Consider the following 14,509-nt stretch of genomic DNA (forward strand, 5'->3'; position numbering starts at 1 on the left):
CGCGGTGTCCGGGGCGGGGCCGTCCACCGGCCCGAGGGCCGCCCGGGTCGCCGACGCGGCGCGTGTCCGCCCGGCGTGCTCCGTCCCCTCCGTCTCGAACGGAGGGGATCCGGCGAGGACCGCGCCGCGCCGCGGCCCCCGCCCGGCGGACCGGGCGGGGGCCGCGGACGGAAGGGGCGGGAGGATCAGGCCAGCAGGGCCGGGATCGTGCCCTCGTGAATCTCGCGCAGCTCGGCCAGGGGGAGCGCGAACTCGCCCTGGACCTCCACCGTGTCGCCGTCGACGACGCCGACGCGGGTGGCCGGGAGGCCGCGCGCGCCGCACATGTCGTTGAAGCGGACCTCCTCCGAGCGCGGCACGGCGACGATCGCGCGGCCCGCCGACTCGGAGAACAGGAAGGTGAAGGCGTCGAGCCCGTCCGGGACGACCAGACGCGCGCCCTTCTCCCCCAGCAGCGCCGACTCGACGACCGCCTGGATCAGACCGCCGTCGGACAGGTCGTGCGCGGAGTCGATCATGCCGTCGCGGGAGGCGGAGATCAGGATCTCGGCGAGCAGGCGCTCGCGCTCCAGGTCGACCTTCGGGGGCAGGCCGCCGAGGTGGTCGTGGACGACCTGGGACCAGGCCGAGCCGCCGAACTCCTCACGCGTGTCGCCCAGCAGGTACAGCAGCTGGCCGTCCTCCTGGAAGGCGACCGGCGTGCGGCGGGCCACGTCGTCGATGACGCCGAGGACCGCGACCACCGGGGTCGGGTGGATGGCGGCCTCACCGGTCTGGTTGTAGAGCGAGACGTTGCCGCCGGTCACCGGGGTGCCGAGCTGCTGACAGCCGTCCGCCAGACCCCGCACCGCCTCGGCGAACTGCCACATGACGGCCGGGTCCTCGGGCGAGCCGAAGTTCAGGCAGTCGGAGACCGCGAGGGGCTTGGCGCCGGTCGTGGCGACGTTGCGGTACGCCTCCGCGAGGGCGAGCTGGGCGCCCGTGTACGGGTCGAGCTTGGCGTAGCGGCCGTTGCCGTCGGTGGCGATCGCGACGCCGAGGCCGGACGCCTCGTCGATGCGGATCATGCCGGAGTCCTCGGGCTGGGCGAGGACGGTGTTGCCCTGCACGAAGTGGTCGTACTGCTGGGTGATCCACTGCTTGGAGGCCTGGTTGGGCGAACCGACCAGCTTCAGGACCTGGTCCTTCAGCTCCTCGGACGTCTCCGGGCGGGGCAGCTTGTTCGCGTCGTCCGCCTGGAGCTCGTCCTGCCAGGACGGGCGGGCGTAGGGGCGCTCGTACGTCGGGCCCTCGTGGGCGACCGTGCGCGGGTCGACGTCGACGATCTTGCCGCCGTGCCAGAAGATCTCCAGCCGGTCGCCGTCGGTCACCTCGCCGATGACGGTGGCGATGACGTCCCACTTATCGCAGATCTCGAGGAAGCGGTCGACCTTGTCGGGCTCGACGACCGCGCACATGCGTTCCTGCGACTCGCTCATGAGGATCTCCTCGGGGGAGAGCGTCGAGTCGCGGAGCGGTACGTCGTCGAGGGTGACGCGCATGCCGCCGGAGCCGTTGGAGGCCAGCTCGGACGTGGCGCAGGACAGGCCGGCCGCGCCGAGGTCCTGGATGCCGACGACCAGCTTCTCCCGGAACGCCTCCAGGGTGCACTCGATGAGGAGCTTCTCCTGGAAGGGGTCGCCGACCTGCACGGCGGGGCGCTTGGAGGGCTTGGCGTCGTCGAAGGTCTCGGAGGCCAGGATCGACGCGCCGCCGATGCCGTCGCCGCCGGTGCGGGCCCCGTACAGGATGACCTTGTTGCCGGCGCCGGACGCCTTCGCGAGGTGGATGTCCTCGTGCCGCATGACGCCGATGGCACCGGCGTTGACCAGCGGGTTGCCCTGGTAGCAGGCGTCGAAGACGACCTCGCCGCCGATGTTGGGCAGGCCCAGGCAGTTGCCGTAGCCGCCGATGCCGGCGACGACGCCCGGCAGGACGCGCTTGGTGTCGGGGTGGTCCGCGGCGCCGAAGCGCAGCGGGTCCACGACCGCGACCGGGCGGGCGCCCATGGCGATGATGTCGCGGACGATGCCGCCCACGCCCGTGGCCGCGCCCTGGTAGGGCTCGACGTACGAGGGGTGGTTGTGCGACTCGACCTTGAAGGTGACCGCGTAGCCCTGACCGACGTCGACGACACCGGCGTTCTCGCCGATGCCGACGAGCAGGGCGTCGGACTCGGGGGCCTTCTCGCCGAACTGGCGGAGGTGCACCTTGGAGGACTTGTACGAGCAGTGCTCGGACCACATGACGGAGTACATGGCGAGCTCGGCGCCGGTCGGGCGGCGGCCGAGGATCTCCACCACCCGCTCGTACTCGTCCTTCTTCAGGCCCAGCTCGGCCCAGGGCAGCTCGACGTCGGGGGTCGCGGCCGCGTGCTCGACCGTGTCCAGAGGCGTCCGGCTCATGCGTTGACCAGCTTCTTGAGGATCGAGGTGAAGAACGGGAGGCCGTCGGTGCGGCCGGTGCCGATCAGCGGCTCGACGGCGTGCTCGGGGTGCGGCATCAGGCCGACGACGTTCCCGGCGGCGTTGGTGATGCCGGCGATGTCGTTGAGCGAGCCGTTGGGGTTGACGTCCAGGTAGCGGAAGGCGACGCGGCCCTCCGCCTCCAGCTCGTCCAGCGTCCGCCGGTCGGCCACGTAGCGGCCGTCCATGTTCTTCAGCGGGATGTGGATCTCCTGGCCGGCCGAGTAGTCGGTGGTCCAGGCGGTGTCCGCGTTCTCCACCCGCAGCTTCTGGTCGCGGCAGATGAAGTGCAGGTGGTCGTTGCCCAGCATGCCGCCGGGCAGCAGGTGGGCCTCCGTGAGGATCTGGAAGCCGTTGCAGATGCCCAGCACCGGGAGGCCGGCCCTGGCCTGGTCGATGACGGTGTCCATCACCGGCGAGAAGCGCGCGATGGCGCCGGCGCGCAGATAGTCGCCGTACGAGAAACCGCCGCAGAGCACCACGGCGTCGACCTGCTTGAGGTCCTTGTCCTTGTGCCAGAGGGCGACGGGTTCGGCACCGGCGACGCGGATCGCGCGCTGGGTGTCCCGGTCGTCCAGACTGCCCGGGAAAGTGACGACGCCGATACGAGCGGTCACTTCGCGGCCTCCGCGACTTCCTCGACCCGTACGGTGAAGTCCTCGATCACGGTGTTGGCGAGGAAGGATTCCGCAAGATCGTGGATACGGGCGAGCGCGGCCTCGTCGACCGGCCCGTCAACTTCCAGTTCGAATCGCTTTCCCTGACGGACGTCCGAGATCCCCTCGAAACCCAGTCGCGGCAGTGCGCGCTGCACCGCCTGGCCCTGGGGGTCGAGGATCTCCGGCTTGAGCATGACGTCGACTACGACGCGTGCCACTGGCACTCCCGGTGTGTGGTGCTGAGCAGGTCCCTTCAGACTACCCGCACAAAATTTCTACGCGAGTAGAGTTGGAGGAATCTACGTGAGCGCCGTCACGATTCGGCATCACGGGCAGACATCCGGGAAAAGTTCCGGGAAAGATCTCCGTTCACCCGCACATCTCTATTGCGCACCGGACACGCGGACAGATTTAGTCGGGCTTCACATTGCAATGCCGGGCACTGTACAAATGAATTGTCATTAGCAGATACTTTGCCCGATTACAGGCGAACAGCCGACATCTCGACGATGTACCGGCACGTCATCACGGACGTCCGGACGAGAGATGCCGCACGAAGGGACCGATATTCGTGGCGCAGAAGGTCGTGGTCACTCTCTTTGACGACATCGACGGCTCGGAAGCGGCGGAAACGATCGCCTTCGGACTGGACGGCACGTCGTACGAGATCGACCTCAATGAAACCAATGCCAGGAAACTGCGTGCGGCCCTCGAGCCCTACGTGGACGCCGGCCGCAAGCGGTCGCGCTCCGGCAAGGCGTACCGGCAGACGGAGGTCGCCCCGGACCCGGCCGCCGTGCGCGCCTGGGCCCAGGCGAACCGGATGGACGTCCCCGCGCGCGGGCGGATCCCCAAGAAGGTCTACGAGGCGTTCGCCGCGGCGCGGTGAACAGCTCGGTGGGCCGGCCGGGTGACCCGCCTCGACGTCCGGTCACCCGTCCCCCGCGGCAACCGACTTGCGCAGCACCCCCGCTGATCAGCTAGAGTCTGGAGCACGCCGAGGGGCAAGGCCGAAAGGCCCGGCTCACGGAGTACACGCGGGTGTAGTTCAGTAGCAGAACATCCCCCTTCCAGGGGGAAGGCGCAGTGTGCAATTCCTGTCACCCGCTCTGCATCGCCGTACCGATCACGCTTGTCGATCGGGTAGGCTGGTGCTCGCGCCGATCGGTGAGAGCCGGTCGGAGGCAATGCGGACGTAGCTCAGTTGGTAGAGCGCAACCTTGCCAAGGTTGAGGTCGCGAGTTCGAGCCTCGTCGTCCGCTCCAGATCAAAGGCCCCGGTCATCGACCGGGGCCTTCGTCGTGCGCGCTCAAGGCCCGTCTGACATTTGTCATGTCCGGTGATGACAGTCCGCACTGCCGCGCCGTCCCGGCCGCCGGGATGCTCAAGGCATGGAAGCGAACGAACACGAACACGTGATTGAGGTCACCGGCCTGCGACGTGTCTACGGGGGCGGGTTCGAAGCGGTCCGCGGGATCGACTTCTCGGTGCGGCGCGGAGAGGTCTTCGCCCTGCTCGGAACCAACGGCGCCGGCAAGACCTCCACCGTCGAACTGCTGGAGGGGCTCGCCGCCCCGGCCGGCGGGCGGGTCCGGGTGCTCGGCCACGACCCGTACACCGAACGCGCCGCCGTACGGCCCCGCACCGGCGTGATGCTCCAGGAAGGCGGGTTCCCCTCCGAGTTGACCGTCGCCGAGACCGCCCGGATGTGGGCGGGATGCGTCAGCGGGGCCCGCCCCGAGCGGGAGGTGCTGGCGCTGGTCGGGCTGGAGGCGAAGACCGGCGTCCGGGTGAAGCAGCTCTCCGGGGGCCAGCGGCGCCGCCTGGACCTGGCGCTCGCGCTGCTCGGCGAGCCCGAGGTGCTCTTCCTCGACGAACCCACCACCGGGCTCGACGCCGAGGGCCGCCGGGACACCTGGGAGCTGGTGGGCGCGCTGCGCGACGGCGGTACGACCGTGCTGCTCACCACGCACTACCTGGAGGAGGCCGAGAACCTCGCCGACCGGCTCGCGATCATGCACGAGGGCCGGATCGCCGCCACCGGCACCCCGGCCGAGGTGACCGCGAGCGAGCCGTCCCGGATCACCTTCGAACTGCCCGAGGGCTACTTCGTGGGCGACCTGCCGCCCCTCGCCGGACTGGGCGTGAGCGAGCACACGGTCGACGGCCGGACCGTCCGGCTGCGCACCCGTGAACTGCAGCGGGCGGCCACCGGACTGCTGATGTGGGCGCAGGGCGCCGGGGTGGAACTGCGCCGGCTGGACGTGCGGTCGGCATCGCTGGAGGAGGCGTTCCTCGGGATCGCCAAGGACGCGTCGGCGGGGACGACGGCGCCGAAGGAGTACGCGGCATGAGCACGACCACGACCACGGGCACGACCAGGACCACGACCACGCCGGTGAGCCGGATGGTCTCCCTCGCCCGTGCCGAACTGACCCTGCTGGGGCGGAGCAAGGGCACGCTCGTCACCGCGCTGTTCGTGCCGCTGGTGCTGCCGCTGAGCGTGCGGTCGGCGGCCGAGGAGATGGACCTCGCCGAGGCGGGACTGACCCCCGGCGCCGTGGTGCTGCCCGCCGCCGTCGGCTTCTCCCTGCTGTTCGCCGTCTACTCCGCCCTCGTCGGTGTCTTCGTCGTCCGGCGTGAGGAACTCGTCCTCAAGCGGCTGCGCACGGGCGAGCTGCGGGACGCCGAGATCCTCGGCGGGTCCGCGCTGCCGTCCCTCCTCACCGGGCTGGTGCAGTGCCTGGTGCTGACCGCGGCCTGCGCGGTGCTGCTGGACATGTCCGCGCCGTCCGCGCCGCATCTGGCCGTCCTCGGACTGCTGTTGGGGCTCGTGATGTGCGCCGCGCTCGCGGCCGGCACCGCGGGCCTCACCCGGACCGCCGAGAGCGCGCAGGTCACACCGATGCCGCTGCTGATGATCTCGATGATCGGCTCCGGCATGTTCGTCCCGCTGGAACTGCTCCCCGACCAGGTGGCCTCGGTCTGCGAGCTGCTGCCGCTGACCCCGGTCGTCACCCTGGTGCGCGGCGGCTGGACCGGCGACCTGTCGGCCTACGAGGCCCTGGGCGCCCTCGTGACGGCGGTGGTCTGGACCCTGCTGGCGGTGTTTGCTGTACGGCGGTGGTTCCGCTGGGAGCCGAGGCGCTGACACGTACGCGAGGGCGGGAGAGACGGGACATGAGCAGGCCGGGCGGCTGGTGGGGGCGCAAGAGCACACCGGCGAAGGTCGAGACGTACACGCGGTGGTCGTTCCACTTCGTCTGCCTCTCCGAGATGGCCGCGGTCGGCCTGCCGGCCTTCGGGCAGGTGGGGGGACGGCTCGCCCTCGCCCTGTCGCTGCCGGTCATCGCGCACGCCGCGCTGGGCCTGGCGGTCGTCTCCCGGTCCCTGGACTGGACCCGCGGACGGCGTCCCCAGCCCCTGCGGCTGCTGTGGACGCACGGTGCCCTGACCGCGGCGCTCGCGGTCACCGCCCTCGCCGTCGCGGAGCACGGGCCGCCGGGCGACGACGTCGACACCGTCGCGGGCTCGGTCTTCGGGGGCGTGCTCTGCTTCGGCGCGGGCATCATCACGCTCGGGGTGCGCGACCGGCGGCGCGTCCTCGCCGTCGTCGGCGGGTTCGTGGCCGGAGCGTTCCTCGTGCTCCTGCTGCTGGGCGCGCCCGCTCTCACCGCGCTGGGAACGGCCGCGATCGCGCTGGCCGGCGCCGGCTTCCTCGCCTTCACCGCGGTCTTCTCCGTCTGGCTGCTCAACGCCGTCTACGCGCTCGACGAGGCGCGCGAGACCCGGGCCCGGCTCGCGGTCGCCGAGGAGCGGCTGCGGTTCGGGCGGGACCTGCACGACGTGATGGGGAGGAACCTCGCCGTGATCGCGCTCAAGAGCGAGCTGGCCGTCCAGCTCGCGCGGCGCGGGCGGCCCGAGGCGGTGGAGCAGATGATCGAGGTGCAGCGCATCGCCCAGGAGTCCCAGCGGGAGGTGCGCGACGTGGTGCGCGGCTACCGGAAGATCGATCTGGAGGCCGAACTCAGCGGTGCGCGGGGAGTCCTGAGGGCGGCCGGGATCGACTGCGAGGTGAGCGGCGAGACGGGCGGGCTGCCCGGTGAGGTGCAGTCGGCCCTCGGCTGGGTCGTGCGGGAGGCGACCACCAACGTGCTGCGGCACGGGGACGCGAAGAAGTGCACCGTGTCGGTGCGGATGCCTGAGGGGCGTGTGGTGTTGACGGTGCAGAACGACGGGGTCACGGCTCCGTCCGGGCCGGCCGGCCCGGACGGCGTGGGCGGCTCGGGTCTGGCGGGGCTGCGGGAGCGGCTGTCGGCGGTGGGCGGCACGCTGACCGCCGGAAGCGTCGGCAAGAGCGCGTTCCGGCTGGTCGCGGAGGTGCCCCTGAGCAGTGCCGAGGCCGCGCTGGAGGTCGCGTCGTGACGGACGTCGTCCGGGTGCTGCTCGCCGACGACGAGCACCTGATCCGGGGCGCGCTGGCCGCCCTGCTCTCCCTGGAGGACGACCTCCTCGTGGTCGCCGAGGCGGCCTCCGGCCCCGAGGCGCTGGCGATGGCGCGGGCGCACGCCCCCGACGTCGCCGTACTGGATCTGCAGATGCCCGGCGCGGACGGTGTGAAGGTCGCCACATCCCTGCGGGCGGAGCTGCCCGGCTGCCGGGTGCTGATCGTGACCGGTCACGGGCGGCCCGGGCATCTGAAGCGGGCGCTCGCGGCGGGTGTGCGGGGGTTCGTCCCCAAGACCGTCAGTGCCCAGCGGCTCGCGGAGCTCATCCGCACGGTGCACGCGGGAAACCGTTACGTCGACCCCGAGTTGGCCGCCGACGCGATCGCCGCCGGTGACTCCCCGCTGACCGCGCGCGAGGCCGAGGTGCTGGAACTCGCGGCGGACGGGGCACCCGTGGCGGAGATCGCGGAGCGGGCCGCGCTGTCCCAGGGGACCGTGCGGAACTACCTCTCCTCGGCCGTCTCGAAGCTCGGCGCGGAGAATCGTCATGCGGCGGTCCGTCTCGCACGGGAGCGGGGTTGGGTATAGTGGGTGTCGCGCCACGGCGCATGCGAACGTAGCTCAGTTGGTAGAGCGCAACCTTGCCAAGGTTGAGGTCGCGAGTTCGAACCTCGTCGTTCGCTCCACATGAAGGCCCCGGTCGATTCGACCGGGGCCTTCGTCGTGCGCTCAGCTCCAGGTGGTGCCGGTCAGGCGCTCGTACGCCTCCACGTACTTGGCGCGGGTCGCGTCCACGATGCGCTCCGGCAGCGGCGGCGGGGGCTGCTCGCTCTTCCGGTCCCAGCCCGACTCGGCGGAGGTCAGCCAGTCCCGCACGAACTGCTTGTCGTACGACGGCTGCGCGCGGCCCGGCTCCCACTGCTCGGCCGGCCAGAAGCGGGAGGAGTCCGGGGTGAGCACCTCGTCGGCGATGACCAGGGTCTCGCCGTCGAAGCCGAACTCGAACTTGGTGTCCGCGAGGATGATGCCCCGGTCGCGGGCGATGTCCCGGGCGCGGGAGTAGGCGGCGAGGGTCGCCTGGCGGAGCTGGGCGGCGGTCTCCGCGCCGACCTGGCGGGCGACCTCCTCGTAGGAGACGTTCTCGTCGTGCTCGCCGACGGCCGCCTTGGTGGCCGGGGTGAAGATCGGGGCGGGCAGCTCGGAGCCGTCCACCAGGCCCTCGGGGAGGGCGAGGCCGCAGACCGTACGGGACGCGTCGTACTCGGCCAGGCCCGAGCCGGTGAGGTAGCCGCGGGCCACGCACTCGACCGGGACCATGTTCAGGGACTTGCAGACCAGGGTGCGGCCGGCCCAGTCGGCGGGGGCGCCGTCCGGGAGCTCGGTGCTCAGGACGTGGTGGGGGAGCAGGTCGGCGAGCTGGTCGAACCACCACAGGGAGAGCTGGGTGAGGACCCGGCCCTTGTCGGGGATCTCGGTCGGCAGCACCCAGTCGTAGGCGGAGATGCGGTCACTGGCGACCATCACGAGGTCGCCCGCCTCGCTCCGGTACAGCTCGCGCACCTTGCCGGTGTGCAGATGCACCAGACCCGGAACCTGGATCGGCTCGGGCTTTTCGACGAATCCGGACACGGTTTCTCCTTGTGGTTCTTTCCAAGTGACTCGATTCTCCCGTACGGGGCGAACGGTCGCGGCCCGGGGTCAGTCGCGTTTGCAGATGCGGTCCAGGAGGTTGGCGGTGGCGCGCTGGACGCGGGCGTCGACGTGGCCGGGGCGGTCCAGGGCCGGTGACCAGGCGAAGGTGCCGGAGGCGAAGACCCAGGCGCCGGAGGGGGCCCGGTAGAGGGACGTCTCCTGGTGGCGGCGGACGCCCCGGCGGTCGGTGTACGGGGAGTGGGCGAGCAGGACGCGCTCCTCGTGCTCGGGCAGCGGGGTGCGCGGGTAGTAGCGGTCGGCCTCGGCGGCGACCATGCCCTCGATGCCGTCGCCCTCCCGCACGCCGGTCGCCTCCCACATCCAGTGGCCGGCGTTGCGGACGATCAGCGGGTGCGGCTCCGGGACGGGGCCGGCGTACTGGATGCCCAGCAGCTGCTGTTCGGCGCGGTCCTGCTCCCGCCACAGCGTGGGTTTCCCCGGGCCCTGGCGTTTGCGGCAGGTCAGCAGGCGGGCGGGGCCGGACGGGGAGGGGGCGAGCTCCACCTGCCAGTACATGGTGTTGGCGGAGAGGAAGACGAGGGACGTGCCGTGCTCACGGGCGTGCTCCACGGCGGTGCGCATGGGGACCGACCAGTACTCGTCGTGGCCGGGGAAGATCAGGCCCCGGTAGCGGGCGGGGTCGATCCGGCCGGCGTGCAGGTCGCGGGCGTCGGCGTAGGCGAGGTCGTAACCGTAGCGCTCGGCCCAGCGGATGACGTCGTAGGCGTGGCCGACGTGCAGCGGGAGGCCGGCGCCCGCGTACGGGCGGTCGAAGGAGACGGTGGTGGCGGCGTCGGCCTCACCGAGCAGCCGGCCCTGCTCGTCCCAGGCGTGGTAGAGGCTCGCGCCGGTGCGGCCGTCCTCCGGGTAGAGGTTGTACGCCTGCCAGGTGACGTCGGGCAGCACCAGGAGGAGGTCGGCGGGGCGGTTGTCGCGGACGGTGAACGGGATGTGCGAGCGGTGGCCGTCGGCGGTGGTGAGGACGGCGACGTAGGCGCCGACGCTCCAGTACGACGGGACCGGTAACCGCCAGGACAGCCACCAGTGGTGGCAGGAGACGGTGCGGTCGGCGGTGAGCGGCGCCGGCTGCACGATGCCGGAGAGGCGGGGGCTGGAGGTGATCTTGGTGGCGCCGTGGCCGCCGTAGTGGCCGATGCGGTAGACGTCGACGTCGAACGGCTGGGGCGGGTCGACGGTGATGTGGAAGTCGATGGAGTCGCCGGGGGCGACCGCGCCGGTGGAGGCGAAGCCCTTGATCTGGCGGTGCACGTCGTCGGCGGCGCGGGGCCCGACGGAGTCGGAGGAGGCCCGGGGGGCGGGGATCCTCGGGCCGCCCTGTTTCGGGAGGCGGGCGGCGGCCCGCTCGGCGTCCGTGTACGGCTCCGGGTCCACGTACCAGGGGACGACCTGGCCGCTGTCGTCGAAGTACGTCTCGCTGCCGCGCAGCCACGGGAGGGGGCCCTGGCCGAAGGGGTCGTTCACGGCGTGCGCCAGTGCTCCCGATTCCCAACGGCGGATCTGCTCCGAACCCATGATCGCTCCCCTCCCCGGTGTTATGTGGTTGTCGTATGTCGCGCGCTCTTGCCAGGGGGCGCGAACGGTCCAAGCACATCACATTGCGCACGTCTTCCGTCACCGTTCGTCTTGAATTGACCGAAAACGGAAGGGTGGGCTCCGGAGCTCCGGGGGAGGCGGGTCGCCGGCTCAGACGAGCCGTACGGGCTTCTCGGGGCGTATGCCCTGCCGGGTCAGCCACAGCCGGAGGGCGGAGGGGTCGCCCTCCTCGATGAGGACCAGGACCTGGGAGGAGAGGTCGGTGGCCCGTGTCCCGCCGAGGAGAAGCGTGGGGCCGTCGAGCCAGTCGAGGCCGGGGGCGGCACCCGCGGTGTCCATCGCGGCGCAGCAGACCATCGCCGCGATGTGATCGGCGAGCAGCTCACGCGCGGTGCGCGGGGGCTGGAGCGGGAAGAGGGGGAGCACCTGACCGTCCCGGAGGGCGACGGCGTCCGCGCCGGCGGCTCCTGCCGCCTCTTCCCGGGCCAGCTCGGCACTCAGCCGGACGGCGAGAGCGGCACTGCGGGGGGTGGCACCGGCCAGGTCCTCGTCGTCGGGGCCTGGGTCGGGAGTCGCGGACAGGCCGAGGCCCATGACCGGCCCGGCGGGCAGGACGGAGGACGCGGCCGGGGCGGGCTCGGCGGGTGAGCCGGGTGCCGTGGGCGGGGCGGGCTCTGTCTGCGGGAGCGGCTTCGTGGACGGGACGGGATCCGCGGGCGGGGCGGGCGTCGCAAGGGGGCCGTGGCCCGTGGGCGGGGCGGGCTGTGGGGGTGGGGTGGTCAGGTGGGTCAGGACCCGGGCGAGGGTGGGGCCGCCGGGGGCCGGGGGACCGTCGGGGGCGGGTGGGACGTGAAGGGCGTCCAGGACGCGGTGGAGGCGGGCGGCGTCGGTGCGCCACTTGCGGTCGACGACCTCCTCCGGGTAGTCGCCCCAGTGGACCGGGGACCAGTCCGGGCCGGTTTCCGCGGGCCCGCCGTGGAAGAGGCGGGCGGCGAGGAGCGAGGCGGCCTCGTCCACCGTGCCGGGTTCCTCCAGCAGGTCGCAGGCGGGACGCTCGCCGAGACGGGAGGCGAAGCCCTCCGCCAGCCGGTCCCGGCGGGACAGCTCGGTCAGCGCCGCCACCACTCCCGCGTTGAGCCGCGAGGGCCAGCGGCCCATCCGCCAGGCCGGCAGCGCCACCCGGGTGAGCAGCCGGTCCCAGCCCGCGTACGCCAGCCCCACCTGCTCCTGGGCGACGATCCGCAGCCCGTAGTCCACGGTCTGCGCACGCTCGGACGCCGCCGCGGCGACCCCGCGCTCCATCTCGGCGGCATGCCCCCGGCAGCCGCGCAGCAGCAGCCGGGCGACCCGGCCGACGCCGGCGAGCACCCCGTGGACCACCGGCCCCCGGCGGGGCGCCGAGGCCACGGCCACCGCGGCGTCCAGCCCCCGCACGAAGCGCCGGGCGGCCGCTATGTCCGGGTGCGCCGAAGGTCCCGTACCGGCCACGACCGGGGCGAGGACCGCGCGCAGCTCGCCCACCCGCATCCACCACAGGAACGGGGAGCCGATCACCAGCACGGGCGCGGGGTCGGCCCTGCCCCCGGCGGGCCGGCCCGCACCGGCTATGTCGCCGTGCTCCTCGGCGGGCGGGGGGCCATGGGCCGGGTGGGTGCGGTCCTCCAGCCAGCTGTCGCAGTCCGGGGTGAGCGCTATCGCGGAGGGGGCGGGAACGTCGAGCCGGTCGGCGAGGTCGCGCACCATCCGGTACAGGTCCGGGGCCGCGTCCTCGGCGATCGGGACCGTGGGGCTCATGGCGGGCCGGGCCCGCGCGACGACCAGGGCGACACCGGCGGCGACGAGCAGGACCAGCACCGCGACCGGTGTGAGGAGCCGGCGGGCGAGGTCCCAGCCGCCGCCCGGCAGATGGCCGGTGGACCCGCCGACGAGCAGGATCACGGCGACGGCGGCCGGCAGCAGCGCACCGGCCAGCGCCCGGCTCCGGACGCGCAGTACGGCCAGCGCGTGCGACCGCGCGGACCGCGCGCCCGTCTCCGCTCCCGCTCCGCTTCCGCTCATGGTCCGTCCTCACCTCCCTCCCGGCGGTCCTGACGCTGTCCCGGCGTTGCCCACTCCCCCACTGTGGCACCCGCCACTGACATCGCAATGCCGATGGGCCAAGTGCCGGAACGCTTGCGCGGCACCCTAGTTGGGGCCCCCGTCCCCGTCAGCCGGATGGCGCATCGCTCACTCGATGGAATGGCTTTGGGGAAAGGTGGATGACAGACGGCAAGGGTCAGGCCCCGGATCCTGAGACGGATCCGGGGCCTGCGGGGTTCATCGGCGTCGGGACGGGGACCGGCCCGTCCGGCTTACGCCTCCCGTTCCTCCCGCGCCGCCTTCGCCGCGATGTCCGTACGGTGCTGGGAGCCGTCGAGGCCGATGCGGGACACCGCGCGGTAGGCGCGGTCGCGGGCCTCGGTGAGGTCCTTGCCGGTCGCCGTGACGGACAGCACGCGCCCGCCCGCGCTGACGACCGCGTCACCGTCCCGCTTCGTCCCCGCGTGCAGCACGTACGCGTGCGGGGCGTCCTGGGCGGCGACCTCGTCCAGGCCCGTGATCGGGTCGCCGGTGCGCGGGGTCCCGGGGTAGTTGTGCGAGGCGACGACCACGGTGACCGCGGCCTCGTCGCTCCACCGCGTCGGCTCCAGGTGAGCGAGGTTGCCGGTGGCGGCGGCCATCAGCAGGCCGCCCAGCGGGGTCTTCAGCCGGGCCAGGACCACCTGGGTCTCGGGGTCGCCGAAACGGGCGTTGAACTCGATCACGCGGACACCGCGCGAGGTGATAGCCAGACCGGCGTAGAGCAGCCCGGAGAACGGGGTGCCGCGGCGCCGCATCTCGTCGACGGTCGGCTGGAGGACCGTCTCCATGACCTCGTCGACCAGCTTGGGGTCGGCCCACGGCAGCGGGGAGTACGCCCCCATGCCGCCGGTGTTCGGACCCTCGTCGCCGTCCAGTGCGCGCTTGAAGTCCTGGGCGGGCTGGAGCGGTACGACCGTCTCGCCGTCGGTGATCGCGAAGAGGGAGACCTCGGGGCCGTCGAGGAACTCCTCGATCACCACCCGCTCACAGGCACCGGCGTGCGCGCGGGCCGCCTCGACGTCGTCGGTGACGACGACGCCCTTGCCGGCCGCGAGCCCGTCGTCCTTGACGACGTACGGGGCGCCGAACGCGCTGAGGGCCGCGTCGACCTCCTCGGGCGTCGTGCAGACGTAGCTGCGGGCGGTGGGCACGCCGGCCCCCGCCATGACGTCCTTCGCGAAGGCCTTGGAACCCTCGAGCCGCGCGGCCTCCCTGGACGGGCCGAAGACCGGGATGCCCGCGTCGCGCACGGCGTCGGCGACACCGGCGACGAGGGGCGCCTCCGGGCCGACCACCACGAGGTCCGCACCGAGCCGCGTGGCCAGCGCGGACACGGCCGCGCCGTCGAGGGCGTCGACCTGGTGCAGCTCGGCGACCCCGGCGATGCCGGCGTTGCCGGGGGCGCAGTGCAGCGCGGTGACGTCGGGGTCGAGGGACAGGCTGTGGCACAGGGCGTGTTCGCGGGCGCCGCTGCCGATGACGAGGACCTTCACGGGGTCAGCCTAACGGGAGACGGCGGGTTCGTTTTGTG

General features: G+C 72.5%; 12 protein-coding genes and 3 tRNA genes. 8 read left to right on the forward strand and 7 right to left on the reverse strand.

Features of this window, described 5'->3' with window-relative positions:
* Positions 1 to 185: 185 nt before the first annotated feature.
* The 3 genes from purL to purS are packed head-to-tail and all read right to left on the reverse strand — an operon-like array spanning position 186 to position 3,381.
* Entirely contained in the window at positions 186 to 2,444 is a 2,259-nt protein-coding gene (gene purL / locus ACF1DX_RS34910) for a phosphoribosylformylglycinamidine synthase subunit PurL (protein ID WP_391795177.1), read from the reverse strand.
* Positions 2,441 to 3,121, reverse strand: a complete 681-nt coding sequence (gene purQ, locus ACF1DX_RS34915; RefSeq protein ID WP_383347031.1) for a phosphoribosylformylglycinamidine synthase subunit PurQ — start codon at positions 3,119 to 3,121, stop codon at positions 2,441 to 2,443. The genes purL and purQ overlap by 4 nt, the downstream gene beginning before the upstream one ends.
* A complete protein-coding gene (gene purS / locus ACF1DX_RS34920) occupies positions 3,118 to 3,381 on the reverse strand; it encodes a phosphoribosylformylglycinamidine synthase subunit PurS (RefSeq protein WP_006133353.1) in 264 nt (87 codons plus the stop codon). Before purS ends, purQ begins: the two co-directional genes overlap by 4 nt.
* Positions 3,382 to 3,734: 353 nt before the next feature.
* Between purS and ACF1DX_RS34925 the strand changes: the two genes are divergently transcribed.
* From ACF1DX_RS34925 to ACF1DX_RS34960, 8 genes are all read left to right on the forward strand, one after another.
* Positions 3,735 to 4,052 carry an Lsr2 family protein gene (locus ACF1DX_RS34925; RefSeq protein WP_030872140.1) on the forward strand — a complete coding sequence of 106 codons (318 nt, stop codon included), beginning with the start codon at positions 3,735 to 3,737 and terminating at the stop codon, positions 4,050 to 4,052.
* Between the two features lie 148 nt (positions 4,053 to 4,200).
* A tRNA-Gly gene (locus tag ACF1DX_RS34930) sits at positions 4,201 to 4,272 on the forward strand.
* 80 nt (positions 4,273 to 4,352) lie between these two features.
* A tRNA-Gly gene (locus tag ACF1DX_RS34935) sits at positions 4,353 to 4,428 on the forward strand.
* Positions 4,429 to 4,554: 126 nt separating this feature from the next.
* Positions 4,555 to 5,517, forward strand: a complete 963-nt coding sequence (locus tag ACF1DX_RS34940) for an ABC transporter ATP-binding protein (RefSeq protein WP_391795178.1) — start codon at positions 4,555 to 4,557, stop codon at positions 5,515 to 5,517.
* Complete coding sequence (locus ACF1DX_RS34945; protein ID WP_391795179.1) at positions 5,514 to 6,314, forward strand: ABC transporter permease; 801 nt, start codon at positions 5,514 to 5,516, stop codon at positions 6,312 to 6,314. Before ACF1DX_RS34940 ends, ACF1DX_RS34945 begins: the two co-directional genes overlap by 4 nt.
* Positions 6,315 to 6,343: 29 nt before the next feature.
* The gene (locus tag ACF1DX_RS34950) at positions 6,344 to 7,588 is read left to right on the forward strand and encodes a sensor histidine kinase (protein WP_391795180.1); all 1,245 of its coding nucleotides are present in this window, start codon (positions 6,344 to 6,346) and stop codon (positions 7,586 to 7,588) included.
* Positions 7,585 to 8,199, forward strand: coding sequence for a response regulator transcription factor (locus ACF1DX_RS34955; protein WP_030872152.1), 615 nt, complete (start codon positions 7,585 to 7,587; stop codon positions 8,197 to 8,199). The genes ACF1DX_RS34950 and ACF1DX_RS34955 overlap by 4 nt, the downstream gene beginning before the upstream one ends.
* Before the next feature lie 22 nt (positions 8,200 to 8,221).
* Positions 8,222 to 8,297: transfer RNA gene (locus ACF1DX_RS34960), tRNA-Gly, on the forward strand.
* A 43-nt stretch (positions 8,298 to 8,340) separates the two neighbouring features.
* Here the strand turns inward: ACF1DX_RS34960 and ACF1DX_RS34965 are convergent.
* From ACF1DX_RS34965 to purD, 4 genes are all read right to left on the reverse strand, one after another.
* Positions 8,341 to 9,240: a phosphoribosylaminoimidazolesuccinocarboxamide synthase gene (locus ACF1DX_RS34965; protein ID WP_391795181.1), complete on the reverse strand. Its 900-nt coding sequence runs from the start codon at positions 9,238 to 9,240 to the stop codon at positions 8,341 to 8,343.
* A gap of 69 nt (positions 9,241 to 9,309) precedes the next feature.
* Entirely contained in the window at positions 9,310 to 10,836 is a 1,527-nt protein-coding gene (locus tag ACF1DX_RS34970) for a N,N-dimethylformamidase beta subunit family domain-containing protein (RefSeq protein ID WP_391795182.1), read from the reverse strand.
* Positions 10,837 to 11,007: 171 nt separating this feature from the next.
* Positions 11,008 to 12,915 (reverse strand): hypothetical protein, encoded by a 1,908-nt coding sequence (locus tag ACF1DX_RS34975; RefSeq protein WP_391795183.1) that lies wholly within the window; start codon positions 12,913 to 12,915, stop codon positions 11,008 to 11,010.
* Positions 12,916 to 13,208: 293 nt separating this feature from the next.
* Positions 13,209 to 14,471 carry a phosphoribosylamine--glycine ligase gene (gene purD, locus ACF1DX_RS34980; RefSeq protein WP_391795184.1) on the reverse strand — a complete coding sequence of 421 codons (1,263 nt, stop codon included), beginning with the start codon at positions 14,469 to 14,471 and terminating at the stop codon, positions 13,209 to 13,211.
* Positions 14,472 to 14,509 lie beyond the last annotated feature (38 nt).

Origin of the sequence: Streptomyces sp. NPDC014676, assembly GCF_043084105.1 — a bacterium.
Lineage (GTDB): Bacteria > Actinomycetota > Actinomycetes > Streptomycetales > Streptomycetaceae > Streptomyces.